This is a genomic window from Pelomonas parva, from assembly GCF_043555835.1.
Taxonomy (GTDB): Bacteria; Pseudomonadota; Gammaproteobacteria; order Burkholderiales; family Burkholderiaceae_C; genus Pelomonas; species Pelomonas parva.
In genome coordinates this window covers 310746-335990 of the sequence record NZ_JBIGHV010000008.1, presented here as the reverse complement: position 1 = coordinate 335990, position 25245 = coordinate 310746, and the positions used below count along the sequence as shown (strand labels likewise).

The following is a 25245-nucleotide window of genomic DNA, read 5'->3' as shown; positions in this document are numbered from 1 at the left end:
ATGCTTTCAAGAACCGCCGATCACCTCTTCTGGCTGAGTCGCTACATCGAGCGTGCAGAGAACACTGCACGCATGTTGGATATTGCGTATCAGACGTCCCTGCAGCCGCAGTCGGCCGAAGAGTCCGAGCAGTCCTGGCGCAGCCTGGTGTCCATCTCCGAGCTGAACAGCCTCTACAACGCCAAGTACGCGCGCATCGACAGCCGCAGCGTCATGGACTTCATGGTGGCCGACGAGAACAACCTGTCGTCCATCTACAACTGCCTGCGTGCCGCCCGCGAGAACGCTCGGGCCGTGCGCGGTGCGTTGACGACCGAGGTCTGGGAGACGATGAACCAGACCTGGCTGGAGTTCCGCCGCCTGCTGCGCGAAGGCCTGCTGGCGCGCGACCCGTCGGCGTTGTTCGAGTGGGTCAAGTACCGCAGTCACCTGTCGCGCGGCGTGACCGTGGGCACGATGCTGCAGGACGAGGCCTTCCACTTCATCCGCATCGGCTCCTTCCTGGAGCGGGCCGACAACACGGCCCGGCTGCTGGACGTGAAGTTCTATCGCCAGGAGCAATCCCAGGGTGGTGACGACGCGGCGCGCGATTTCTACTACTGGTCGGCCGTGCTGCGCTCGGTGTCGGGCTTCGAGATCTATCGCAAGGTCTACAGCAACGTCATCCAGCCGGAGAAGGTGGCCGAGCTGCTGATCCTGCGGCAGGACATGCCGCGCTCGATGTCGCACTGCATCACGCGCATGCTGGCCAATCTGAAGCGGGTGGCCAATCCGCAGTCCGGCGAGACGCTGCGGCGCGTCGGGCGGCTGGAAGCTGAGCTGGCCTTCGCGCGCATCGATGAGATCCAGGCGGGAGGGCTGCATCCTTTCCTGGATGGCTTCCTGGCGGAGGTGGCGGATCTGGGGGCGAGCATCAGTCGCGACTTCTTGGTGCCGTCGACTTGAGGGATTTGGACATGGCCAGTCTTTCGCGTTGTTTGTCGAAGGGGTGGTTTTATGGCTAGGCCCAGCGGGGATTTAGCGAAACCTTCGGTTTTCGCCCCCGCGGGCGAGTCACTTTCTTGGGCGCCCAAGAAAGTAACCAAAGAAACCGCCCCCGTTCCGTCGCCCCTCCGCTTCGCTGCGGGGTCCCCTGCGATGCTCGCAACCCGAGGCTCGCGCAGAACTCGCTTCGCTACGCGCCGCTCAAACAGCTGCGCGAAGTCAGTTGACGAAGTGCGCTTCGCGCACGCCTCGGGTTGCTGCGCTTCTCGGCTCCTCCAAGGGGGAGCCCCGAACAGTCAACAGCCAAACCCGAAAGCCGGTTGCCCGTCGGGGAGAACTCCCGGCATGGGCCTAGCCACACAACGAATCTTGGAATGAGCACCGCCCCAAAGGCACGGTGAACCACATGAGCATCCACGTCGCCCTCAAACACGTCACCCGCTACAAATACGACCGCCCGGTCAACCTGGCGCCGCAGGTCGTTCGGCTGCGCCCCGCGCCGCACTGCCGCACCCATGTGCTGAGCTATTCGCTGACGATCGAGCCGGTGAGCCACTTCCTGAACTGGCAGCAGGACCCGTTCGCGAACTACCTGGCGCGGCTGGTGTTCCCCGAGAAGACGACCGAGTTCACCGTCACCGTGGACCTGGTCGCCGAGATGGCGGTCTACAACCCGTTCGACTTCTTCCTGGAGCCGCACGCCGAGAACTTCCCGTTCACCTACGACGAGGCGCAGCGCGCCGAGCTGGCGCCCTACCTGATCGCCGAACCGCTGACGCCCCTCGTCGAGGCCTACCTGAAGGACATCGACGTCACCGAGCGCCGCACGATCGACTTCCTCGTCTACCTGAACCAGAAGGTCCAGCACAGCGTCTCGTACACGATCCGCATGGAGCCGGGCGTGCAAACGCCCGAGGAGACGCTGACCAAGGCGTCCGGCTCCTGCCGCGACTCCGGCTGGCTGTTGGTGGAACTGATGCGCCACCTGGGCCTGGCCGCGCGTTTCGTGTCGGGCTACCTGATCCAGCTGACGCCCGACGAGAAAGCACTCGACGGCCCGAGTGGCACCGAGGTCGACTTCACCGACCTGCACGCCTGGTGCGAGGTCTACCTGCCCGGCGCGGGCTGGATCGGGCTGGACCCGACCTCCGGTCTGCTGGCCGGCGAAGGCCACATCCCGCTGGCCGCCACGCCCACCCCCGGCAGCGCCGCGCCCATCAGCGGCGCGGTGGACGAGAGCGAGGTCGAGTTCGAGCATGAGATGGGCGTCACGCGCATCTACGAATCGCCGCGTGTCACCAAGCCCTACACCGACGAGCAGTGGGCGCAGGTGCTCAAGCTCGGCGAGCAGGTGGACCGCGAACTGATGGCAGGCGACGTGCGGCTGACCATGGGCGGCGAGCCGACCTTCGTCGCCATCGAGGACCGCGACGCGGCCGAATGGAACACCGACGCGCTGGGGCCCACGAAGCGGCTGTACGCCCAGCAGCTCACGCACCGCCTGCGCGACGAATACGGCCAGGGCGGCTTCCTGCACTTCGGCCAGGGCAAGTGGTACCCGGGCGAGCAGCTGCCGCGCTGGGCGCTGTCCATCTACTGGCGCGCGGACGGCCAGCCCTGCTGGCGCAACCCCGACTGGTTCGCCGACGAGCGTCAGGTCCACGCCTACACCAGCGAGCACGCCAAGACCTTCATGGCCGCGCTGACCAAGCGCCTGGGCGTGACGGACAGCCATGTGCAGCCGGGCTATGAGGACACCTTCTACTACCTGTGGCGCGAGCGCCGCCTGCCGGTCAACGTCGACCCCTTCGACTCGCGCCTGGACGACGAGATGGAGCGCGCCCGCCTGCGCCGCATCTACGAGCAAGGCCTGGCCCATGTCGTCGGCTACGCGCTGCCGCTGAGCCGCAGCGAGGACGCGCCGCCGCTGGGCGGCAACCGTTGGCAGACGGGGCCCTGGTACTTCCGCGGCGAACGCCTCTACCTGTTCCCGGGCGACTCGCCGATGGGCTGGCGCCTGCCGCTGGACTCGCTGCCCTGGGTCAGCAAGGGCGACTTCCCGCACCTGATCGAACAGGACCCGTTCGCGCCGCGCGGCATGCTGCCGGCAGCGGCGACGCTGCGGGCGCAGACCATGGGCATCACCACGACTGGCCCGGCGACCGGCTTCCTGCGCGCCGGCCAGGCTGCAGGGGGCGCCGGTTCGGTTGCCACTGGAGTGGCGACCGGCCCTGGGACAGCCTCAGGTACTGACGCAGCGCCTGGCGCCCCGGCCCGCTTTGAAAGCGCCGGTGGCCTCACGCGCACGGCGCTCTGCGTCGAGGCGCGCGACCCGCGCCGCGCCAACGGCCCCAAGGCCGAGCGCAAGGGCCAGGCCAGCAGCGTGCTCTACGTCTTCATGCCGCCGCTCGAAAAGTTGGAGCACTACCTGGAGTTGCTCGCCGCCATCGAGATCGCCTGCGAGGACACCGGCTTCAAGATCGTGCTGGAGGGCTACCCGCCGCCGCGCGACCCGCGCTTGAAGCTGCTGCAGGTCACGCCCGACCCCGGCGTCATCGAGGTCAACATCCACCCCGCGCACAACTGGGGCGAGCTGGTGGCGCACACCGAGTTCCTGTACGAGGCGGCGCGCCTGACGCGCCTGTCCAGCGAGAAGTTCATGCTCGACGGCCGCCACAGCGGCACCGGCGGCGGCAACCACTTCGTGCTGGGCGGCGCCACGCCGGCGGACTCGCCCTTCCTGCGCCGCCCCACGGTGCTCGCCTCTCTGCTGGCCTACTGGCACAACCATCCCTCGCTCAGCTACCTGTTCAGCGGCCTCTTCATCGGCCCCACCAGCCAGGCGCCGCGCGTGGACGAAGCGCGCAACGACCAGCTCCGCGAGCTGGAGATCGCGCTGGGCGAGATCTTCAAGGCCAGCGACGAGTACGGCGAGACGATGCCGCCCTGGGTCGTCGACCGCACGCTGCGCAATGTGCTGGTGGACGTGACCGGCAACACCCACCGCAGCGAGTTCTGCATCGACAAGCTCTACTCGCCCGACTCCGCCACCGGCCGCCTGGGCCTGCTGGAGTTGCGCGCCTTCGAGATGCCGCCGCATGCGCGCATGAGCATCGCGCAGCAACTGCTGCTGCGCGCCCTGGTGGCGCGTTTCTGGAAGACGCCGTACCGCGCGCCCCTGGTGCGCTGGGGCACCGAACTGCACGACCGCTGGCTGCTGCCGCACTTCGTGCAGGAGGACTTCGCCGACGTCGTCGAGGACATGAACGAGGTGGGCTACGCGCTGGATGCCGCCTGGTTCGCGCCGCATTTCGAGTTCCGCTTCCCCAAGTACGGCGAGTTCGCCGCGCGCGGTGTGCACGTGACGCTGCGCAGCGCGCTGGAGCCCTGGCATGTGATGGGCGAGGAAGGTTCGTCCGGTGGCACGGCGCGTTATGTCGACTCGTCGCTGGAGCGCATGGAGGTGTTGGTCACCGGCCTGGTCGACACCCGCCACCGTGTGACGGTGAACGGCGTGGCCCTGCCGCTGCAGCCCACTGGCCGCGTCGGCGAGTACGTGGCCGGCGTGCGCTACCGCGCCTGGCTGCCGCCGTCGGCGCTGCACCCGACCATCGGCATCCATGCGCCGCTGACCGTGGACCTGGTCGATACCTGGCAGAACAAGAGCCTGGGCGGCTGCCGCTATTTCGTCACCCACCCCGGCGGGCGCAGCCACGAGACGCTGCCCATCAACGCCTACGAGGCCGAAAGCCGCCGCCTCGCGCGCTTCGCGGCCATGGGCCACACGCCGGGCAAGATCGTCGTGGCCGAGCCGCAGCGCAGCCTGGAGTTCCCGTTCACGCTGGATCTGCGCAAGCTGGGGTGATGTAGCACAATTGCGCTACTCGTCTCTGATTTCAGGAGTAGCGCCATGTCGACCACCACCATCCGCCTCGAAGACGACCTGAAGGAGCGAGTGAGCGAGGCGGCCGCGCGGGCCGGTAAGACCTCGCATGCCTTCATCCGCGACGCCATCGCGGAGTCGGTCGCGCAGGCGGAGTTCGATGCGGAGATGGATCAGATCTGCGAGGAGCGCTGGGCGGAGTTTCTGAAGACGGGTGAGGCCATCAGCCTCGACGAGGTCGAGACCTACCTTGATGCCAAATTGGCGGGAAGACCGGCTCCCTTGCCGGTGCCACGCAAGATCCTTGAATGACGCGCGTCGAATTTCAGCGTGGCGCGCTGAATGATCTTGCTCGCATCACCGACTTCCTGATGGCACACGATCCAGACAACGCGTTGGATCGCAAGGACGAGTTGATCGCGGCACTTCGCGTGTTGACGCATGCGCCTGAAATCGGGCGTCGGGTGGACGTCGGAACGCGCGAACTGGTCGTGGGTCGTGGCGCGCGCGGATATGTCGTGCGCTATCGCTACATACCGCGAGCCGATGTCGCTGTCATCGTCGCCATCCGCCACCAGCGCGAATCGCCCCGCCGCCGTTGACATGCACATCGAAATCCAACCCGGCGTCCGCCTCTTCGTCGACATCGAAGGCCTCGGCCATCTGCCAGACGGCCGCGCGCTGAAGGAGAAGCCGACGCTGATCCTCATCCACGGCGGCCCTGGCTTCGACCACACGGCCTTCCGCCCCTTTTTCAGCCGCTTCACCGACCTCTGCCAGGTCGTCTACTTCGACCAGCGCGGCCATGGCCGCAGTGACGTGCGGCCGCTGGACGAGATGCGGCTGGATGTGTTCGCCGACGACGTGGTGCGGCTCTGCGATGCGCTTGGTATCACCAAGCCCATCGTGCTCGGCCAGAGCTTCGGCGGCTTCGTCGCCCAGCGCTACCTGGCCCGCCACCCGACCCACCCGCGCAAGGTGGTGCTGTCGAGCACCTCGCATCACTTCGGCCTGGCGCGCAAGGTCGAGCGCTTCGGCCGGCTGGGCGGGCCTGACGCCGCGCAGGCCACGCGCGACTTCTGGGAGCGGCCCGGCCCCGACACTTGGGGTGCCTACGAGCAGCATTGCCGCCACCTCTACAACACCCAGCCCAAGAACCCCGACGCCGGCGGCTGGATGATCTTCAAGTCGGAGATCCTCTTCGAGCACACCCGCACCGAACTGCCCGGCATGGACCTGCGGCCCGGCCTGGCGCAGGTGCAATGCCCGGTGCTGGTCATGGCGGGTGAAGACGACCCGGTCACGCCGCCCGAGGACGCCGAGGAGATCGTCGCTGCGCTGCCCGCCCACTGGGTGCAGTTCGCGCGCTTCCCCGGCGTCGGCCACGGCGCCTGGCGTGACGACCCCGAGGCCGCCGAGCGCGCGCTGCGCCGCTTTATCGGCGACTAGCCGCATCCCTTGCCCGGCGGGGCCTGGACATTGCTTGACAATCCGTTTCCACCTCAGCCTCCACCCCATGTCCCCGCTCACACCCAGCCAGTGGAGCCTGCTCCCCGATGAGCCGGACGAGCCCGCCGCGCCCGACCCGCTGGTCCAGGCCGCGTCGGCCACGCTGCGCAGCCGTGACGGCCACTTCTACGAGCTGACCGGCCAGGTCAACCGTGCCGGAGAACCGCAGGCCGGCCTGGCGGAGCGCTGGCAGCGCTTCTTCGAGGCCGGCGGCGCGGCCGGCTGGCAGGAATTGTCGGCCAAGGCGCTGCGCGTACAGCGCCGCGTGCTGGAGGACGGCGCCAGCTACAACGTGCACAGCGACGGCCCGCCGCTGCCCGGCGAGGAGAGCCAGCAGAGCGGGCCGCTGGCCCGGCACTGGCCGCTGGAGCTGCTGCCCATGCTCATCGCGCCCGACGAGTGGCGCGGCATCGAGGCCGGCATCGCCCAGCGGGCGCGGTTGCTGGACGCCGTCATGGCCGACACCTACGGCGAACGCAAGCTGCTCAACGACGGCCTGCTGCCCGCCTCCCTGGTTCTGGCCCACCCGCAATACCTGCGCGCCATGCACGGCGCCCGGCCGGCCGGCGGCGTGCACCTGCAGGTGCTGGCCTTCGACCTGACACGCTGCGCGGACGGCAAGTGGTGGGTGGTGGGGCAGCGCACGCAGGCAGCGTCGGGCCTGGGCTATGTGCTGGAAAACCGCCTCATCATTGCCCAGCAGTTCCCCGAGGCCTTCCGCCAGATGGCCGTGCAGCGCCTGGCCGCCAGCTACCGCGACTTCATCCGCACGCTGATGAAGCTCTCGCCCGCCGGCCAGCGCGGCCAGCACGTGCGCGTGGCACTGCTGACGCCGGGCCCGCGCAACGAGACCTATTTCGAGCAGGCCTTCCTGGCCCGCTACCTCGGCATCACGCTCGTCGAGGGCGCCGACCTGACCGTGCGCGCCGACAAGGTCTACCTGAAGACGCTGGGTGGCCTGGAGCGCGTGCACGTGCTGCTGCGCCGGGTCGATGACACCTGGCTGGACCCGCTGGAGCTGCGCCCGGACTCCATCCTCGGCGTGCCGGGCCTGCTGCAGGCGGCGCGCGCGGGCGAGGTCGTCATCGCCAACGCACCGGGCGCCGGCTGGCTGGAAAGCCCCGGCCTCACTGCCTTCTGGCCCGGCGTGGCCGAGAGCCTGCTGGGCGAGGAGCTGAAGCTGCCGGCCATCCAGTGCTGGTGGTGCGGCGAGGAGAGCGCCTGGCGGCGGCTGCGTGCGCGGCTGGCGGAGTTCGTCGTTGTGCCGACCTTCTCGGCGAGCAGCACGACCCAGCACTTCACGCCCATCGTTGCCGCCGAGCTGAGCGACGAGGACCTGCGCGTGCTGGCCGCCCGCATCGACGCCGACCCCACCGCCTACACGCTGCAGGCGCGCGTCAAGCCCACCAAACAGCCCGTCTGGGTGCGCGGCGCGCTGGAGCCGCGCGTGGCCGTGCTGCGCGTCTTCGCGATGACGGACGGCGAGGGCGGCTGGACCGTGCTGCCCGGCGGCCTCACCCGCGTGGCGCCGCGCCGCGACCCGCTGGCCGACGCCTGGCTGTCCATCCAGCGCGGGTCGCTCAGTGCCGACACCTGGGTCATGACCGACGGCGAGGTCGACCCCACCTCGCTGCTGTCCCAGCCGTTGCAGGCCGCCGACCTGCGCGACGTGCAATGGACCGTCACCAGCCGCGCCGCCGAGAACCTGTTCTGGCTGGGCCGCTACACCGAGCGGGCCGAGAACAGTGCGCGGCTGGCGCGTCATGTCATCGAGGCCAGCGTCATGGTGCAGCGTGGCGCCATGCCGGCGGCCATGCTGCCGCTGCTGGACGCGCTGGCGCGCCGCCACGGCCTCGTCGGTGCCAAGGCGCCCGCTGCCCAGGACGACCCGCGCGGCTTCGAGCGAGCGCTGCTGGCGTCGCTGCTGCCCGGCTCAGCGGCCCACAGCGTCGGCTGGAACCTGCGCGCGCTGCTGGGCTGTGCCCAGGCGCTGCGCGAACGCCTGTCGCCCGAGGCCTGGCGCCTCATCCACGAGGCCGCCGCCCAGTTCGAGCAGCACCTGCGCGCCGTGCTGGACCATCCCGGCCCGGCCGCGCCCGTGACCGACGTGCTCAACGTGCTGGCCCGCGCCGACACCCACCTGGCCGCCATCACCGGCGCGCAGACCGACCGCATGACGCGCGACGACGGCTGGCGCCTGCTGTCGATCGGCCGCCAGATCGAGCGGCTGTCCTTCCATGCCGAGGTGCTGGCCGAGGCCTTCTCGCAAGGCAGCGCCAGGCAGTCTCAGGTGGCCTTGGGCTCCCTGGGCGGCGCGCAGAGCCAGCAGCAGACCTCGGGGGACACCCAACCACTGGCCCTGACCGAGGACGGCTTCGCGCTGCTGCTGGGTGTGTTCGACTCCACCATCACCTACCGCGCCCAGTTCCAGACCCGCCGCGAGGCGCCGCCGCTGCTGCACCTGCTGGTGCACAACACCGACAACCCGCGCTCGTTGGCCTGGGTGGCGCGCACGCTGCGCGACCGCTTTGCCAAGCTGGCGCGGCACGACCCCGACTGGGCCGCCGCCATCGCCACCGAACTGCCCGTGCCGGAGGCCTGGTCGCTCGCCGAACTGGCGGCGCCCGGGCCGGCCCTGGTGACGCATCTGCACCGCGCCGTCGCCCAGGCGGGCGAGCTGTCCAGCCTGATCAGCCAGCGCTATTTCGCGCATGTCATCGGTGCGGAGCAACGCGTATGGCAATGAGCGCCGCGCAGGGCCGCCTGGCGAACGCCTGGCCCATCCGTCGGACAGGCAAGGCCGTAGGCCGAAGGGTGCACCCATGACAGTTCGGCTGGCCGTCCATCACATCACCGAGTACACCTACGACGATTCGGTGGAATGGGCGCACCACGCCGCCTGCCTGGCGCCGCAGGACACGCCCTGGCAGACCATCCACGGCTGGCGGCTGAACATCGACCCGCTGCCCGACGGCTGGGGCACCGGTTGGCATGACATGGGCCTGGAGCCCGACACCAGCGAGCTGACCCGCCGCCTGCGCCGCGACCCCTGGGGCAACCGCCACCTCAGCTTCGGCCATGCGCGCGTGCACGAGAAGCTTGTCGTCGACAGTCATTTCGTCGCCGAACTGCAGGAGCGCCGTGCGCCCGACCCGGGCTGCGGCCCGGCCTGGGAGCGGGTGGCCGCCAGCCTGCGCTACCGCGCCGGCCGCGCGCTGCACGAGGCCGACGAGTTCGCGCTCGCCTCCACCTACGCCGCGCCCGACGACACGCTGGCCGCCTACGCCCGCCGCGCCTTCTCGCCCGGTCGCACGCTCGCGGCCGGCGGCCTGGCACTGATGCACCAGATCCACACCGACCTGCGCTACCGGCCGCACAGCACGACCGTCGCCACCCGCGCGGCCGACGCGCTGGCGCAGCGCAGCGGCGTCTGCCAGGACTTCGCCCATGTCTTCATCGCCGCCTGCCGCGCGCTGGGGCTGGCTGCGCGTTACGTGTCCGGCTATCTGCTGACCCGGCCGCCGCCGGGCCAGACCAAGCTGGTCGGCGCCGACGCGTCGCATGCCTGGGCCGAGCTGTGGTGCCCGGAACAGGGCTGGCTGGCGCTGGACCCGACCAACGCCGTGCCCGCCGACCTGGACCACGTCACGCTGGCCTGGGGCCGTGACTACGGCGACGTGGCGCCGCTGCGCGGCGTGCTGCGCGGTGGCGGCGTGGCGACGTTGCGGGTCGGCGTCTCTGTGGAGCCCGTGGCCGGCTGAACAGCCACCGGGCGTGCGCGCACCTGGGCTGCCCGCCCGCGCTGGCGCCGCCACCACAGCCAGGCGCCGGTGGCCAGCAGCGCGGCGGGCAGCAAGCCGAACGCGGTCCACAACAGCCGCGCTGCCAGGCCGAGCGCTTCGCCGCTGTGCAGCGGGAACAGGCTGTCGACCAGCTGGTTGCCGGCCGGCGCGGCCAGTGGGTCGTAGCGCTCCAGCACGCGGCCCTGGCGGTCCAGGCGCACGCGCGTGTAGCCGGTGGTGGCGCGCAGCTCGCCCGGCTGCAGCAGGCGCACCTCGACCGCGCCCTTGGTCGGCAGCGTCAGCCGGGACCAGCGGGCCGCCGGAAACTCGCGTTGCGCGGCCGCGATCCAGGCGTCGGGGCCCGGGTTGGCGGGTGCGATCTGCGTCGCCTCGGGCGCGCGCAGGGCCGCCAGTTTGACCAGGCGCTGCAACGGCAGCACGGCGGCCACGCCGTCGCGGGTCGGGTTGGGGAAGACGAGGGCGGCGCCCGTCAGTGAAAGAACGAGCGCCACCGGCAGCAGCCACAGCCCGGCGGCTCGGTGCAGCTCGTACCAGCGCCGCGCCGGCGGGCCCTGCCAGCGCACCTTCAGTGCCTGGGCCCAGGCCTTCAGCCGCGGCCCGGTCGCGCGTGGCCAGGACAGCCACAGCCCGGTCAGCGTGAGCCCGGCGAAGAGCAGGGCCGCGATGCCGGCGACCACATGCCCGGTCTCGCCGCCGAGCAGGCGGCTGTGCAGCTCGTACAGCAGCGGCACGGCATGGACCGCATCCAGGCGCACGGCGCCGCGCTCGCGCGCGCCCAGGTAGCGGCCGCAGTCGGGGTCGATGAAATGCTCGGTGCGCCAGCCGCTGGCGGCATCACGGGCCTCCCACACCTGGTAGGCCGCGCCGAGTTCGCGCGGTGCGATCACCGTCTGCACCCGCGCACGCGGGGCGTGTTCGGCCAGCAGCGTCAGCGTGCGGGCCACCGGTGTGGCGGAGGCGGTGCAGGCCGAGGCTGGCGCGCGGAACCAGGCGGGGTTGAGCGCCGCGTCCAGCGACGCCTGCCAGACCATCAGGCTGCCCGTCAGCCCCAGCAGCGCCAGCACCAGGCCGGCCAAAAGGCCGACCCAGCGGTGCAGCCAGGTCAGGAGCTTGCGCATGTTCAGAAGTCCCGGCGCCAGCTCAGCGTGACGGTGCGGCCGCGGCCGGCGTAGTAGTCGTCGTTCGTGCCCGCGTAGTGGGCCTCGCTGTAGTAGGTGAAGTAGCGGCGGTCGAGCAGGTTCTCGATGCCCAGACCCCATTGGCCCGAGGCCGTCTGCCAGCGGGTGGACAGGTCCAGCACCGTGTAGCCCGAGAAGCGCTCCGCCAGCGACGTGGTGCCCGAGACTTGGCCGAGGTTGGCCTCGCGTGGCCGGTAGTGCGAGGCGTTGAGTTGGGCTTGCCAGTCGCTGCGCGGCGTCCACTGCGCGCCCAGCAGCAGCTTGTCCGGCCCCTGCGAGCGGGCGCCCAGCATCAGGGTCAGGGGTTGCCCGGCGGCACTGGCGGTGCGGCCCAGCGTGCGGGCGTAGGTGGCGTTGAGCTTGAGCTGCGCGTCGACGCGGTGCTCCGCCGTCACCTCCACGCCCTTGACCTCGATGGGCACGCGTTGCACCGTGCCGATGCCGTTGGACACGATGATCTGGCTGCCCAGTTCGGAGCGCGAGCGGTAGACCGAGGCCGACAGCGTGGAGGCGCCGCCGCGCCAGTTCACGCCGACCTCGTGGTTCTTCACGACGATGGGCTGCAGGTCCACGAGCTGGGTCACGGACTGGTTGGCGGTGCGCACGGCGCGCAGGATCAGCCCGGCATCCGGCGGCCCGAAGCCCTCGTTGTAGGCCGCGAAAGCCGACCAGCCGCTGCGCCCGAAGCGCCACACGCCGCCCAGGCTCTTGACGAGCTGGTTGGCGCGCCGCTCGCCGCCGGTTACCAGCGTGTTGTTGTAGAAGGCCAGCGTGCGATAGCTGTCCACCTGCAGCCGGGTGTGCTCGTCGCGCAGGCCGCCGCGCACGGTCAGCGGGCCGGCCTCGTACTCCAGCTGCACGAAGGGCGCGAGGCTGCGGTAGTGCAGCGGCGGCACCCAGGTGCGGCCGGTCTGCGTGAGGCGCTGCGAGGAGGTGTCGTCCAGCAGGTCGATGCCCGTCGTCAGCTCCAGCCCCGGCAGCGCGAGGTCGGGCCGCACCCAGCTGCTGCGCAGGCCCCATTTCTTGGCGACCACCTCGCTCTGGTCCACCAGCGTGCCGACGGGTGCGAGGCTGGCGTCCTGGAAGGTGGCGATCACACCGCCGCTGTAGCGGGCATGGAAGTCCTGCTTGAACAGCTGCACGCTGGCGCGGCCGCCGACGAGGTCGTCGTGCGTCCAGTCCAAGCTGGCGGAGCGCACGCGGTTGCGCGGCGGCTCCCAGGCGAGCGTGCCCTCGGCCGAGGTGGTGGGTTGGCCTGTGGCGCGGTTGCCGGGCACGTCGACCCGGTCGTCGAAGCCCTCGGCATTGAAGCCGTTGACCATGAGCTGCAGGCGCTGTGCACCGAACTCCGTGCCGGCCTTGAGGAAGAGGTCGGCCGAGCGGTGCAGCGACTCGGTGGCCAGTGGCCGGCCGGTGCCGTCGACGCCGGTGCCTTGCGACAGCGCGCCGGCGTAGAAGATCACATCCCAGGGCTGGCTCTGGGCGCTGGACTCGCTGCGATGCTGCAGCAGGTAGCCCGTCTTCCAGCTGCTGCTGTCGCTGTGGAACTGGCTGCCCAGCTTGACCTCGACCGACTGCTGCGTGCCCGCCTTCGTCGGGCGGCGGGTGATGGTGTTGATGATGCCCCCGGTCGCGCCCATGCCCTGGGCCGCCGAGGCGCCGCTGACCACCTCGATGCGCTCCACGATCATTGGGTCGGCGAAGTAGCCCTCGCGGCCACCGAAGCGCAGCGGGTTGGTCTGCGGAATGCCATCAAGCAGCAGCAGCGCGTTGCGGCCGCGCAGGCCCTCGCCGAAGTTGCTGAGCTTCTGGCGCGACGGCGCGTAGCCGGGCACCTGCAGGGCGAGCAGGGCGCTGGGGTCTTCGCTGACGAGGGTCTGGGCCTCGATGTCGGCCCGGGAGATGACGCCCACCGCGCCGGGAATGCGGTCCAGCGCCTTGCTGCCGCGTGTGGCGGTGACGAGGACGGCTTCGAGTTGCTGGGCGGACGGGCGGGCGTCGGCGCCCTGGGCTGCCGCGCCCTGGTGTGCCAGGGCGCAGGCGATCGTCAAGGCGGCCAGGCGCAGCGGTGAGGGGCGTGCCGGGCGGCGGCGCGCGACGGGGATGCGGGAAGCAAAGGACAAGGACAACATGGGCACCTGAGCTGGGGAGGCGCCGCTGATGGCCGTGGGGCACATCGCCCCGTCGGGGCCCGCGGTCGCCGTGAAACGCCGCAGTTTACTTTCTAAATGAGAACAAATCGCATTCGCATTCGTATTGATGTCGCTCCGCCTGATGTGAAGCCGCCGGCGCCAGCGCCTGACCCCGAGGCTGCTGCCAGCGTTGACCGTGGCAGCGATGCCGTGTCAGCGCGTGGCGGTTGTTGCCTAAGGCATCTGCGTCCGCACGGGGACGGTGCGTCGCGCCACGCCGGCGGCGGCCAGCAAGGCCAGCAGCCACAGCGCCGACACCGCGCCGCCGCCGCCGCCGGCCCCGCTGGTCGTGGCCGCCGCCGCCGCCGCCACGGTGACGGTCTGTGTCTGCACCGCCTGTGCGCCGGCGCTGTCGGTCAGCGTCAGCTGCACGGTGAACGTGCCGGCCGCGCTGGTGGCCACGGTGGCCGTGGCGCCCGTCGTGTTGCCGCTGAAGGCCGCGATGCCGCTGCCGCTGGTGAGGCTCCATTGGTAGCCGGTCAGCGTGCGGCCCGCAGGCGCGCTGGAGCCGGCGCTGTCCAGCGTGACGCTGTTGCCCGCCGTCACACCCGTTGCCGACGGGCTGATGCTTGCCGTGGGCCCCAGCGCGGTCACCGTGACCGTCGTGTTCGCACTGCCGGTCTGGCCCAGCGAGTCGGTCACCGTCAGCGTGACGACGAACGTGCCGCTGCCGCTGCCCAGCGTGGCCACCGCCGCCGTCGCGGCATTCGTCGCGCTCGTGAAGCTGGCGAGGTGGGCCGGGCTGGCGCTGACCGTCCACTGGTAGCTGACGATGCTGAAGCCGGTGGCCGCGCTGGCGCTGCCGCCGTCAAAACTGACCGGCGTGCCGGCGGCCACGGCGCTGGCCGAGGCGACGATGCCGACCGTGGGCGCGGCCGGTGCGGTCACGGTGATGGCCTGCGTGCTCGTGGCCTGCTGGCCCAGGCTGTCAGTCACCGTCAGCTGCACGGTCACGGCGCCGATGCCGATGGTCTTCAGGCTGGCCGTGGCCGCGTTGCTCGCGCCGCTGAAGCTGGCCAAGGCCGCGCCGCTGGTGATGGCCCATTGCCAGCCGGTGATGGTGCGCGTGCCCGGCGCGGTGGAGGCGCTTCCGTCCAGTGCGACGGTCGTGCCGGCGACCACCGTCGTCGCGCTGGCGGTGATGCCGGCCGTCGGCGTGGCCGTGTTGGCGGCGGCGGCCACGGCGGCGCCCACGTCCAGCAGGCCGGCGCCGCAGGTGGACGTGGTGCAGTGGCACTCGTCCTGCGCCACCGCGGTGGGCGCGCGGCAGACGGGCACGCTGCTGCCTGCGGGTTGAGCCGGGAAGCTGCGCGCCGTCGACTGCAGCAGCGACTTGACCTGCGCCGGCTTCAGCGACGGGTTGGCCGACAGCATCAGCGCCGCCGCGCCGGCCACCATGGGCGCGGCGAAGCTGGTGCCCACCGAGTAGTTGCTGCTGTTGCTGTAGGTGTGCGTGCCGGCCGTCGTCGTGCCCGCGTTGGTGGCGGTCAGGATGGGGTAGAGGCAGGCGCCCGTGCTGTTGACGCAGTTGCCGCCGGGCGCGGCGATGGCCACCTGCGGGCCGATGCTGGAGAAGCCGACCTTGGTGCCCGCATGGCGCACGCCGGCCACGGCGATGACCCCGCTGCAGTTGGCCGGCACGCCCACGGCCAGGCCTTCCTCGTTGCCGGCCGCAGCAATGACGGTGACGCCGGCCGCGACGAGCTGGTTGATCGCATCCTGGTAGGCCGCGCTGCAGCTGCCGCTGCCGCCCAGGCTCAGGTTGATGACCTTGGCCGGGTTGGCGTTGCTGGTCGGCACGCTCGTCAGGCCCGCGGCCCAGAGCATGCCGGCAATGATGTCCGAGTCGCTGCCACCGCACTTGCCCAGCACGCGCACCGGCAGGACCTTGACGTTGTAGCCCACCGAGGCCATGCCGACGCCGTTGTTCGTCTGCGCGCCGATGAGGCTGGAGGTCTCGGTGCCATGCCAGCTGCTGTTGGTGGCCGCCACGCCGCTGCCGCACTGGCCGGCGGTCGTCCAGTCGCCGGGGTCGGTGGCGTCGCCGTCGCGGCCGCCGCCGTCGCCAGACGTTGTGGTCGAGCTGACGAAGTCGTAGCCGGGCACGAGCTTGGCCGCAAGGTCGGGGTGGGTCAGCAGCACGCCGGTGTCGACGTCGGCGACGACGAGGCTGGCGGAGCCGGTCGTGATCGCCCAGGCGCCGACGGCGTTGATGGCCGACACCAGCGTCGCGTCCGCCGGCTGCAGGTACCACTGGCCGGCGGCCAGGGCCGAGCCCGAGGCGGCGGGCAGCAGCGGGTCGTTCGGCAAGGCCAGCGCGTGGCGGCGCTCGTCGGGCACGGCGTATTCCACGTCGGCGTCCTGGGCCAGCCGGGCGGCCAGTGCGGCGGAGGTGAGCGTGCGGTCGCCCCAGACCACTTGGCTGCGCGCGTCGATCATGCGGCCGTCGCGCAGACTCATGCCGTGACGGCCGGCCAGCGTGGCGGCCTGCTGCGGGCCGCGGTCGCCGCGCTGGCGGGCCTCGCGCATCAGCGGCCCCAGGGCCTTGAACTTGACGATGACGCGGGCAGCGTCGGCGTCGTCGCTGGCAGCCTGGGCGGGCAGGGAGGCAAGCACCAGCGCAAGCAGCGCGATCGCGGCGATCAGCACGAGCAGGACGGGCACGAAAAAACGGGGGGTGAATCGGGCGAGAAAGCGGCGCACGCAAAGCTCCGTTGGCGGACCGCGCCGATGTTCACGCAGGCCCGTAACTGCCTTGCTGCGGCTTTGTGTCGATGCCGACACATCGCCTTCGCACAGCCGCTTCGCTAGCGCGACAGCGCCTTCGGCCGGCCGGCCCGCTTGTTCGCGAACATCGCCTCGTCCGCATGGCGCATCAGCGCGTCGGCCGTGCGGCCGTCCAGCGGGTAGTGGGCCAGGCCCAGGCTGCTGCCCACGGCGACCTGCGCACCGCTGGCCAGCGTGATCGGCCGGGCCAGCGCGTCCAGCAGCCGGTTCAGCACCGCCCCGGCCTCGCCGGGCACCTGGGCCAGCGTCAGCAGCACGACGAACTCGTCGCCGCCCAGGCGGGCCACCGTGTCGCCGGCGCGCAGGCCGCCCTGCAGCCGCGCGGCCACGGCCTTCAGCACCTCGTCGCCGGCGTCGTGGCCGTGGGTGTCGTTGATCTGCTTGAAGCCGTTCAGGTCCAGGTAGGCCAGTGCGAACACATGGCCGCTGCGTTCCGAGCCCTGGATGGCCTGCTTGAGGCGGTCCGCCAGCAGCAGTCGGTTGGGCAGGCCGGTGAGGGCGTCGTGCAGCGCGGCATGCTCCATGCGGGCCTCGTGGGCCTTGCTCTGCGTGATGTCCACCATCATCCACAGCGACTCGCCGCCCGGCTCGCCGGGCAGGGCGGGCAGCTCGACGCCGGCCAGGTCCACCCAGATCAGCGAGCCGTCCCTGCGGCGCATCTGCAGCTGCGTGCGGAAGCGCCCGCCGGCGCGCAGCTGCGGGTAGGCCAGCGCGCCCAAAGTCTCGTAGGACGTGTCGTCGACATAGAGGCGGCGCGCGTCGGTGCCCAGCAGCTCGCCCTCGGCGTAGCCGAACATGCGCTCCAGCGCCGCATTGCGCCAGACGATCTTGCGTTCCTGCATCTTGGCGATGCCGATGAGGTCGCTCTCCAGCATGGCCTCCTGGTTCAGCGTGAGCTGGTGCAACTGCTGGCGGATGCGGTGGGTCTCGGTGATGTCGAACATCACCGAGCGGCTGCGCAGGTAGCTGCCGTCGGCGGCGTAGATGGCGGTGGCCGACAGGCTGACGCGGCGCACCTCGCCGTGGCGGCCCTTGAGGTCGAACTCCAGCTCCGACACGCGGCCGTCGCGCTTGAAGCGCGGGAAGGCGTCGTCGAACAGCGCCTGGCTCTCGGGGCTGAAGAAGTCGCGCGGGCTGGCGCGGCCTATCAGCTCCTCGGCCGTGCAGCCCAGCCACTTCTGGCCCAGCGCATTGATCTGCAGGAAGCGGCCGTGGCTGTCCAGCGCGTAGTAGGCGCAGGGTGCGTTGTCGTAGAGGTCCAGCAGGCTCTGGCGCGCCTCGTCGGCCTGGGCCTGCAGCGTCTTGCGCGCGGTGATGTCGGAGGCGATGAACAGGAAGCCGCTCAGCGCACCGTCGTCGCCATGCAGCGGCTGGATTTCGAAGTCCACCCAGTAGTCGCGGCCGCTCTTGGCGCGGTGCATCAACTCGACCTGGCAGCCCAGGCCCACGCTCATGGCCTCACGCATGCCGTGCACGGTGTTCTCGTCCGTCAGCTCGGAATGCAGCAGGTCGCTCGGCAACACGCCCAGCGCCTCGGCCGGCGTATAGCCGCTGATGCGCGTGAAGCCCTCGTTGACCCAGGTGATGCGGCGCGCGGGGTCGGTGATCATCACCGCGTTGGTGGTGTGGCTGGCCACCATGGCCAGCCGCGCGAGGTCGGCCGTCATCGCCCGGGCCATCCGCTCGGCGCGCGCCCGGCCGGCGGCCAGCAGGTAGACCGTCACGGCCAGCAGCAGGCTCAGCAGCACGCCGCCCACCACCAGCCCGAGGCCGGCCAGGCCCAGCAGCCGCGCGGCGGAGGCCTGCGTCAGCGCGACATCGAGCTGGAACTCGCGGCCCGAGACCGTGAAGCGGTGCGACTCGGCCATGGGCGCGTCGGCCAGCGTGTAGTCGGCCATGTCCTCCGGCGGCAGCAGGCCGCCCTCGCGCATCGCCAGCAGCGGCTGGAACTGGCCGTCCAGCAACTGCGCCGAGAGCTTGAGGTTCAGCAGCGACGCGGCCGGCTCGGCCACGCCTTGCAGCAGTTCGTTGGCCACCAGCGGTGCGTACAGCAGGCCGGTCAGGGCCTCGCGCCGCTTGGCCGGCGTGCCGGGGTCGTGGCCCTCGCGGTAGATGGGCACGAAGAGCAGCAAGCCCGGCCCCTTCAACGGGTCCTGCACCAGCCGCACGGGTGCCGACAGCGTCGCCTCGCCGGTGGCGATGGCCTGCTCGATGGCCTGGCGCCGTGTCGGGTCGCCACCCGCATCCAGCCCCCAGGCCGCGAAGTTGCGTGAGAACGGCGAGATCTGCGTGACGACGTAGAGCGTCGGGTCCTGGCCGGAACCGTGCACGCGAAAGCCCGTCCCGCCCTTGCGCTGGCGGGCGGCGATGAAGGCGCTCAGGTCGCTGCGTGCCACCCGCTCGATGAAGCCGAAGCCGCGCGCGCCGGGGAACTCGCTGGCCAGCTCGCGCGACTCGACATAAGCCTCGAAGCTGGCTCGGGTGAAGCTGCCATCCAGCGCCGCCAGCGTGCCGCGCGCGCCGCGCAGGCCGTAGGCGGGCATCGTCAGCCGCTCGGCGAGATCACCCCGCAGCCGCTCCACCTGGCGCTCCTGCAGGCTCCGCGCGTCGGCGCTGGCCCGCTGCTGCTGCCAGATGGCGGCGACGCCGGTCAGCGCCAGGCCGATGGACAGCACGATGGCCGCCGCGATCCACGCGGTCGTGCTGGCCGGCTCCTGCCCGGTGTAGCCGTCTCCTGTGCGCAAGCTTGTCTCTCTTGTCGTCGTCATGCACGGCGCCAATGCCGTCCGGCGATTGAAGCATTTCCGGTGGGCGGCGTCAGCCCCGCGCCGCAGGCCTCCGCGCACAATCGCCGGCCATGACGCTGTTTCTCACCCAGGCCCGCGCCAACCGCCTGGCCAACCGCCGCCTGCTGGGTGCAATCGGCCAGTTGCCGAGCGCCGACTTTCACGCGCCGCGCACCAGCTTCTTCCCCAGCCTGGCGCTGACGTTGAACCACATCCTGGCCGTGGACGGCTACTACCTCGCCGCCCTGCACGGCGATGTGGACATGGTGAAGTGCTGGTCCGCCTATGTGCCTGCGGCCACAGCCGCCGAACTGGCCGTGCGGCAGGATGAGAGCGACCTGCGCCTCATCGCCTTCTGCGCCGGCCTCACGAGGGCCGACGACGAACGGGTCGTCGCCTTCGACCGTGGCGCGGGCCTCGATGCCGGGCCGCGGGAGCCGCTGTGGCGGGTGCTGGCCCACCTCTTCATGCACCAGACCCACCACCGCGGCCAGGCGCACGCGATGCTGGCCGGCACGTCGGTGAAGCCGCCGCAACTGGATGACTTCATCCTGTTGGGGGACTCGCTGCACCGCGGGGGTGACATGGTGGCGTTGGGGTGGGTCGAGCCCGTCTGATCGGACTCAGAGTTCGGCAACGCCCTTGGCCCGCGCTGGCATCGCCACCGGCTGAGCCATCACCTCCGCCGCGCGGCCGTGGAAGCGGTCCAGCAGCGCTTGCCACTGCTTCTTCACGGCCACGACGTTGGCGTGCTTCACGTGGCCGTAGCCGCGAATCTTCTCCGGCAGTCGGGCGAGGTCGACGGCCGTGCTCAGGTTGTCGGCCGTCAGTGACGCCAGGATCTCGTCGACGAGATTTTCATAGTCGACGATCAGCTGCCGCTCCATGCGGCGCTCGGCGGTCTTGCCGAAGATGTCCAGCGCCGTGCCGCGCAGGCCCTTCAGCTTTGCCAGCCACTTGAAGGCGGTGAAGGTCCACGAGCCCAGTTCGATCTTCTTCGCGCGGCCGTCGGCGCCGGGCCGCGAGATCAGCGGCGGGGCGAGGTGGAAGGAGAGGCGCCCCCAGTTCTCGAACTGGTCCTTCATGGCGGCTTCGAAGCGACCGTCGGTGTAGAGGCGGGCGACTTCGTACTCGTCCTTGATGGCCAGCAGCTTGGCGTAGTAGCGGGCCACGGCTTGGGTCAGACGCTGGCCCTTGCCGAGCGCGGATTCGGCGGTGCGCACGCGGTCGACGAGGCTGCGGTAGCGCGCGCCATAGGCCGCGTTCTGGTAGTCGGTCAGGAACTTCACGCGCCGCTCGATCAGGCCGTCAGGGCCGTCGAGCTGGTCGAAGTTGAAGAGCTTGACGACGTTGACATCGCCCGCCAGCCTGGCGATTGCGTCCGGCGCGGCGATGGCCAGGCGGCCCAGCGTGAAGGCGGTCTTGTTGGCGTCGACGGCGACGCCGTTCAGCTCGATGGCGCGCATCAGCGCCGCCTCGCTGACGGGGATGAGCCCGCGCTGCCAGCAGGCGCCCAGCATGACGATGTTGCTGGGCAGCGTGTCGCCCATCAGGCGCTGCGCGATGTCCTGCGCGTCGAGGGTGGCCAGCTCGCCCTGCTCGCCCACGGCGAACTTCATCTTGGCCAGCAGCGAGTCGCCCTGCAGCGACGCATCCGGGTTGCGCACGAAGCTGGCGGTGGGCAACTCGTGCGTGTTGGCGAGGATGACGGTGCGGCCGGCCTTGACCGTGCCCAGCGCGTCGGGCGACGCGCCGACCACCATGTCGCAGGCCAGCAGCACGTCGGCCTGCTGTGTGTCGATGCGCACCTGGTTGAGCAGGTCCAGCGTCGGCGCCACGCGCACGAAGCTCAGCACCGCGCCGCCCTTCTGCGCAAAGCCCATGAAGTCCAGCACCGAGGCCTGCTTGCCTTCGAGGTGGGCGGCCATGGTCACCAGCGCGCCGACCGTGACGACGCCGGTACCACCGACGCCGGTGACCAGCATGTCGAACGGTCCCGTCCAGTCCCATGCGGCGGGCGGCGTGATGGCCGCGAGTTCGCGTGCCAGGTCTTGCGCCGTGTAGCTGGCGCCGGCCTTTTTCTTCAGCACCGGCCCGTGTACCGACACGAAGCTCGGGCAGAAGCCGCTCACGCAGCTGAAGTCCTTGTTGCAGCTGCTCTGCTCGATGGCGCGCTTGCGGCCCCAGTCGGTCTCCACGGGCACGACGCTCAGGCAGTTGCTGGCCACGCCGCAGTCGCCGCAGCCCTCGCACACCGCCTCGTTGATGAAGATGCGCTTCGGCGGGTCGGGGAACTCGCCCTTCTTGCGCCGGCGGCGCTTCTCGGCGGCGCAGGTCTGGTCGTAGATCAAGACGGTGACGCCTTCAATCTCGCGCAGTTCGCGCTGCACAGCGTCCATCTCGCTGCGGTCGTGGAAGGTCGTGCCGGTGGGGAACAGGCCGTGATGGCCGTCGTACTTGCCGATCTCGTCGGACACGACGACAAGGCGCTTCACGCCCTCAGCCTCCACCTGCCGCGCAATCTGCGGCACGCTGGTCTGGCCGTCCACCGGCTGTCCGCCGGTCATCGCCACCGCGTCGTTGTAGAGGATCTTGTAGGTGATGTTCGTCTTCGCCGCGATGGCCTGGCGTATGGCGAGGTAGCCCGAGTGGTAGTAGGTGCCGTCGCCCAGGTTCTGGAAGACGTGCTTCTCGGTCGTGAAGCGCGAATGCGCCGCCCAGTCCACGCCCTCGGCGCCCATCTGGATGAGGCCGGACGTGCCGCGCTCCATCCAACTCGCCATGAAGTGGCAGCCGATGCCGGCCAGCGCACGCGAACCTTCGGGCAGCCTGGTGGACGTGTTGTGCGGGCAGCCCGAGCAGAAATAGGGCTGGCGGCGCACGCCGTCGGCGGCGTTGCTCAGCAGGCAGGGCGTCAGGAAGTCGACGACGAGGTGGCGGCGGTCCAGCGCCGGGTTGAGCCGCGCCAGCCAGTCGGCCACCGTGCCCATGATGCGGCTGGGGCGCAGCTCGCCTAAAGCGCTCAACACGGCGGCACCGTGCTCATCGGTCTTGCCGACCACGCGCGGGCGCTGGAAGTCGGGCAAGTGGTAGAGCAGCTCCTTGATCTGCCGCTCCACCACCGGGCCCTTCTCCTCGATGACCAGCACGTCGGTCAGGTTGCTGCAGAACTCGACGATGCGCGTCGGCTCCAGCGGGAAGACCAGGCCCACCTTGTAGACCCGCACGCCGGCGGCGGCCAGCGCGTTGGGGTCCAGGTCGAGGCGGCGCAGCACCTCCATGAAGTCGTAGTGCGCCTTGCCGACCGTGACGATGCCCAGCGTGGCGGCCGGGCTGGTGACGATGTGCTTGTCGATGCTGTTGACCTTGGCGAAGGCCTTCGCCGCGTCCAGCTTGTGCGCCAGGCGCGACTCCAGCTCCAGCGACGGCAGATCGACCGCGCGGATGTGCAGGTCGGTCGGCGCCTGGTGGTCGACCGCGTGCTCGAAGTCCAGCGGCACCGCGTCCAGGTCCACCGTCATGCCGCTCTCGACCACCTCCGAGATCGCCTTGAAGCCGACCCACGCGCCGCTGAAGCGGGAGAGCGCCCAGCCGTACAGGCCGAACTCCAGGTACTCGGCCACGTTGGCGGGGTGGACCAGCGGCATGCTCCAGGCCTGCAGTGCCTGGTCGCTCTGGTGCGGTGTGCTGCTGGACACGCAGCCGTGGTCGTCGCCGCACACCACCAGCACGCCGCCCTGCTTGCTGGTGCCGTAGACGTTGCCATGCTTCAGCGCATCGCCCGAGCGGTCAACACCTGGCCCCTTGCCGTACCACATCGCAAACACGCCATCGACGGTGCGCTGCGGGTCCAGCGCCACGCGCTGCACGCCCAGGCAGGCGGTGGCGGCCAGGTCCTCGTTGATGGCGGGCAGGAACTCGACGTGGGCGGCGGCCAGGAACTTCTTCGCCTTCCACAGTTGCTGGTCCACCATGCCCAGCGGCGAGCCGCGGTAGCCTGAGACGAAGCCGGCCGTGTTCAGCCCCGCGCGTTCGTCCTGCTTCTTTTGCGCCAGCAGCAGCCGCACCAGCGCCTGCGTGCCGGTCAGGAAGACGGCGCCGCCGTCGGCCGCGAGGTTGTCGCTTAGCTGGTAGGGGCGCAGGGCGTCGGTCATCGGGGGCTCCTCGTGGGGAGGAAATTCTTTCTCCGTAGATGCGGAAGAGCTTGCCTCAATGCCGGGTCCGAACGAGTCGAATGGGATGATTCTTCTCCAAAGAGGCAAATCATGGAAACAAACGACTTCGACCGCGCCAGCCTGCTGATCCTTCAGGAACTGCAGGCCGACGCGCGGCTGTCCACCCAGGCGCTGGCCGAGAAGGTGGGCCTGTCGGCCACGCCGGTGTGGCGGCGCGTGAAGGAGCTGGAGGAGCGCGGCGTCATCCGGGGTCAGGTCGTGTTGGTGGACCGCGAGAAGCTGGGCCTCTCGATCCTCGTGCTGGCCCATGTCAGCCTGGTGCGGCACAGCGAGGGCGCCGTGGAGCAGTTCGAGCGACTGGTCGGCACGCGGCGCGAGATCATCGAATGCCACGCCATCACCGGCGAGGCGGACTACGTCATCAAGGTGGTCGCGGCCGACATGAAGGCCTATGACCTGTTCCTGCAGCAGCACATCTTCAAGCTGCCCGGTGTGAGCAGCGTGCGCAGCAACGTGGTGTTGCGCGAGGTCAAGTACGAGACGGCGTTGCCGGTGGGCTGAGGCAGCCTCAGCGCAAGCGGTGCACCGTCGAGCCCGCCGCCGGCTCGCGCACGGCCTGCGACGCGGCATCGAAGGCGGCCTGGGCGGCGAGCACGGCGTCCATGTGGTGCTCGGCCCAGTGCGTGAACGACGCGATGCTCGCCGTCAGCGTGTCGCCCAGCGGCGTCAGCGCGTATTCCACCGCCACGGGCACGCTGTCCGCAAACACCGTCCTCGACACCAGCCCATCGCGCTCCAGCTTGCGCAGCGTCTGCGTGAGCACCTTCTGCGTGATGCGCTGGATCTCGCGCTTCAACACGCTGAAGCGCATCGGGCCGCCCTGCAGGCGGTCCAGGATGAGCAGCGCCCACTTGTCCGCCAGGCGCCCGAGCACCTGTCGGGTGGGGCAGTCCTCGGCATAGATGTCGTAGGCGTATGGGGGTGCGGTCATGGTGAGGGTTACCTGCAGGAAACCTGGTGATGTGCCGGTGCCTGCTTGGCAGGGCTTTGCGGAGTGGCTCCAATGTACTGGTTTCCAATTGATACCAAGGAGTGATGATGAGCGGAACGATTCTGGTGTTCGGTGCGGGCGGCCATGTGGGCCGGCCACTGGTGAAGGCGCTGCTGGCGCGCGGCGAGACGGTCAGGGCGGCGACACGCTCGGGCGCAGCCGTGGAGGGCGCGGAGGGCGTGGCCTTCGACTTCGCGTACCCGGCCGGGCTGGATGCTGCGCTGGACGGCGTCGACCGCGCCTACCTGCTGCTGCCCGCAGGCCATGTGCAGGCGCTGGCGCTGCTGCTGCCGGTCGTGCAGCGGCTGGCTGAGCGGCGCATCAAGGTCGTGTTCCAGAGCGCCATCGGCGTCAACGCCGACGACAGCATTCCGTACCGGCAGGTCGAGCTGGCAATCGAGCGTTCGGGAACGCCGTTCGTCATCCTGCGGCCCAACTGGTTCGCCGACAACTTCCACAGCTACTGGAAAGCGGGTGTCGACCAGGGCGTCATCGCCGTGCCCGCTGGCCAGGGCGGCACCAGCTTCATCGACGTGCGCGACATCGCGGCCAGCGCCGCCGCCGCGTTGACGCGCAGCGACTTCGACGGCCAGGCCTTCGACCTCACCGGGCCGCAGGCGCTGGGCTACGCGGAGGCGGCGCAGCTACTGTCCGAGGTGCTGGGCAGGCCGGTGCGCTACGAGGCCGTCAGCGACGCGACCTTCGTCGACCAGGCGGCTGGCGCCGGCGTGCCGCGCGACTATGCGGAGTTCCTGGCCGCCATCTTCCACCCGGTCCGCGAGGGCTGGACGGCGGGCGTGACCGATGCCGTGCAGCGGCTGACGGGGGCGCCGCCGCGCACGCTGCGCGCCTATGCCGAGGACCACCGGCAGGCGCTGTCCGCCTGAGCGGGCGAGC

16 protein-coding genes are annotated in these 25245 nt (G+C 70.5%); 10 read left to right on the top strand and 6 right to left on the bottom strand.

What is annotated here, in order from left to right; translation table 11 throughout:
• The 7 genes from ACG00Y_RS21670 to ACG00Y_RS21640 all read left to right on the top strand — a co-directional run bounded on the left by ACG00Y_RS21670 (window position 1) and on the right by ACG00Y_RS21640 (window position 10137).
• Entirely contained in the window at window positions 1-945 is a 945-nt protein-coding gene (locus tag ACG00Y_RS21670) for an alpha-E domain-containing protein (RefSeq protein WP_394482481.1), read from the top strand.
• A 445-nt stretch (window positions 946-1390) separates the two neighbouring features.
• Window positions 1391-4849, top strand: a complete 3459-nt coding sequence (locus tag ACG00Y_RS21665; RefSeq protein ID WP_394482479.1) for a transglutaminase family protein — start codon at window positions 1391-1393, stop codon at window positions 4847-4849.
• A 45-nt stretch (window positions 4850-4894) separates the two neighbouring features.
• Window positions 4895-5179 carry a ribbon-helix-helix protein, CopG family gene (locus ACG00Y_RS21660; protein WP_394482477.1) on the top strand — a complete coding sequence of 95 codons (285 nt, stop codon included), beginning with the start codon at window positions 4895-4897 and terminating at the stop codon, window positions 5177-5179.
• Window positions 5176-5469, top strand: coding sequence for a type II toxin-antitoxin system RelE/ParE family toxin (locus tag ACG00Y_RS21655; protein ID WP_394482475.1), 294 nt, complete (start codon window positions 5176-5178; stop codon window positions 5467-5469). Before ACG00Y_RS21660 ends, ACG00Y_RS21655 begins: the two co-directional genes overlap by 4 nt.
• 1 nt (window position 5470) lies before the next feature.
• A complete protein-coding gene (locus ACG00Y_RS21650; RefSeq protein ID WP_394482473.1) occupies window positions 5471-6316 on the top strand; it encodes an alpha/beta fold hydrolase in 846 nt (281 codons plus the stop codon).
• 67 nt (window positions 6317-6383) lie between these two features.
• A complete protein-coding gene (locus ACG00Y_RS21645) occupies window positions 6384-9122 on the top strand; it encodes a circularly permuted type 2 ATP-grasp protein (RefSeq protein ID WP_394482471.1) in 2739 nt (912 codons plus the stop codon).
• Between the two features lie 76 nt (window positions 9123-9198).
• Window positions 9199-10137: a transglutaminase family protein gene (locus tag ACG00Y_RS21640; protein WP_394482469.1), complete on the top strand. Its 939-nt coding sequence runs from the start codon at window positions 9199-9201 to the stop codon at window positions 10135-10137.
• On the opposite strand, the gene ACG00Y_RS21635 is transcribed toward ACG00Y_RS21640, so the two are convergent.
• The 4 genes from ACG00Y_RS21635 to ACG00Y_RS21620 all read right to left on the bottom strand — a co-directional run bounded on the left by ACG00Y_RS21635 (window position 10044) and on the right by ACG00Y_RS21620 (window position 19080).
• Window positions 10044-11297: a PepSY-associated TM helix domain-containing protein gene (locus ACG00Y_RS21635; protein ID WP_394482467.1), complete on the bottom strand. Its 1254-nt coding sequence runs from the start codon at window positions 11295-11297 to the stop codon at window positions 10044-10046. The two genes, ACG00Y_RS21640 and ACG00Y_RS21635, sit on opposite strands and share 94 nt — an antisense overlap.
• Window positions 11298-11299: 2 nt before the next feature.
• Window positions 11300-13480 (bottom strand): TonB-dependent receptor, encoded by a 2181-nt coding sequence (locus tag ACG00Y_RS21630; RefSeq protein WP_394482465.1) that lies wholly within the window; start codon window positions 13478-13480, stop codon window positions 11300-11302.
• 243 nt (window positions 13481-13723) lie between these two features.
• Window positions 13724-16213, bottom strand: coding sequence for a S8 family serine peptidase (locus tag ACG00Y_RS21625; protein WP_394482464.1), 2490 nt, complete (start codon window positions 16211-16213; stop codon window positions 13724-13726).
• Between the two features lie 143 nt (window positions 16214-16356).
• Complete coding sequence (locus ACG00Y_RS21620) at window positions 16357-19080, bottom strand: CHASE domain-containing protein (RefSeq protein WP_394482462.1); 2724 nt, start codon at window positions 19078-19080, stop codon at window positions 16357-16359.
• 113 nt (window positions 19081-19193) lie between these two features.
• Between ACG00Y_RS21620 and ACG00Y_RS21615 the strand changes: the two genes are divergently transcribed.
• On the top strand, window positions 19194-19739 hold the full coding sequence (locus ACG00Y_RS21615; RefSeq protein ID WP_394482460.1) for a DinB family protein: 546 nt from the start codon (window positions 19194-19196) through the stop codon (window positions 19737-19739).
• Between the two features lie 6 nt (window positions 19740-19745).
• On the opposite strand, the gene ACG00Y_RS21610 is transcribed toward ACG00Y_RS21615, so the two are convergent.
• Window positions 19746-23276 (bottom strand): indolepyruvate ferredoxin oxidoreductase family protein, encoded by a 3531-nt coding sequence (locus ACG00Y_RS21610; protein WP_394482458.1) that lies wholly within the window; start codon window positions 23274-23276, stop codon window positions 19746-19748.
• 111 nt (window positions 23277-23387) lie between these two features.
• Between ACG00Y_RS21610 and ACG00Y_RS21605 the strand changes: the two genes are divergently transcribed.
• Complete coding sequence (locus ACG00Y_RS21605) at window positions 23388-23858, top strand: Lrp/AsnC family transcriptional regulator (protein ID WP_394482456.1); 471 nt, start codon at window positions 23388-23390, stop codon at window positions 23856-23858.
• Window positions 23859-23865: 7 nt separating this feature from the next.
• Here ACG00Y_RS21605 and ACG00Y_RS21600 read toward each other — a convergent pair whose 3' ends face one another.
• A complete protein-coding gene (locus ACG00Y_RS21600) occupies window positions 23866-24288 on the bottom strand; it encodes a winged helix-turn-helix transcriptional regulator (RefSeq protein ID WP_394482454.1) in 423 nt (140 codons plus the stop codon).
• A 107-nt stretch (window positions 24289-24395) separates the two neighbouring features.
• Between ACG00Y_RS21600 and ACG00Y_RS21595 the strand changes: the two genes are divergently transcribed.
• On the top strand, window positions 24396-25235 hold the full coding sequence (locus tag ACG00Y_RS21595; protein WP_394482453.1) for an SDR family oxidoreductase: 840 nt from the start codon (window positions 24396-24398) through the stop codon (window positions 25233-25235).
• Window positions 25236-25245 lie beyond the last annotated feature (10 nt).

Bases quoted from the DNA above. Each gene is read 5' to 3' on its own strand.
- ACG00Y_RS21670 (WP_394482481.1), top strand. From the start codon at position 1: ATGCTTTCAAGAACCGCCGATCACCTCTTCTGGCTGAGTCGCTACATC.
- ACG00Y_RS21665 (WP_394482479.1), top strand. From the start codon at position 1,391: ATGAGCATCCACGTCGCCCTCAAACACGTCACCCGCTACAAATACGAC.
- ACG00Y_RS21660 (WP_394482477.1), top strand. From the start codon at position 4,895: ATGTCGACCACCACCATCCGCCTCGAAGACGACCTGAAGGAGCGAGTG.
- ACG00Y_RS21655 (WP_394482475.1), top strand. From the start codon at position 5,176: ATGACGCGCGTCGAATTTCAGCGTGGCGCGCTGAATGATCTTGCTCGC.
- ACG00Y_RS21650 (WP_394482473.1), top strand. From the start codon at position 5,471: ATGCACATCGAAATCCAACCCGGCGTCCGCCTCTTCGTCGACATCGAA.
- ACG00Y_RS21645 (WP_394482471.1), top strand. From the start codon at position 6,384: ATGTCCCCGCTCACACCCAGCCAGTGGAGCCTGCTCCCCGATGAGCCG.
- ACG00Y_RS21640 (WP_394482469.1), top strand. From the start codon at position 9,199: ATGACAGTTCGGCTGGCCGTCCATCACATCACCGAGTACACCTACGAC.
- ACG00Y_RS21635 (WP_394482467.1), bottom strand. From the start codon at position 11,297: ATGCGCAAGCTCCTGACCTGGCTGCACCGCTGGGTCGGCCTTTTGGCC.
- ACG00Y_RS21615 (WP_394482460.1), top strand. From the start codon at position 19,194: ATGACGCTGTTTCTCACCCAGGCCCGCGCCAACCGCCTGGCCAACCGC.
- ACG00Y_RS21610 (WP_394482458.1), bottom strand. From the start codon at position 23,276: ATGACCGACGCCCTGCGCCCCTACCAGCTAAGCGACAACCTCGCGGCC.
- ACG00Y_RS21605 (WP_394482456.1), top strand. From the start codon at position 23,388: ATGGAAACAAACGACTTCGACCGCGCCAGCCTGCTGATCCTTCAGGAA.
- ACG00Y_RS21600 (WP_394482454.1), bottom strand. From the start codon at position 24,288: ATGACCGCACCCCCATACGCCTACGACATCTATGCCGAGGACTGCCCC.
- ACG00Y_RS21595 (WP_394482453.1), top strand. From the start codon at position 24,396: ATGAGCGGAACGATTCTGGTGTTCGGTGCGGGCGGCCATGTGGGCCGG.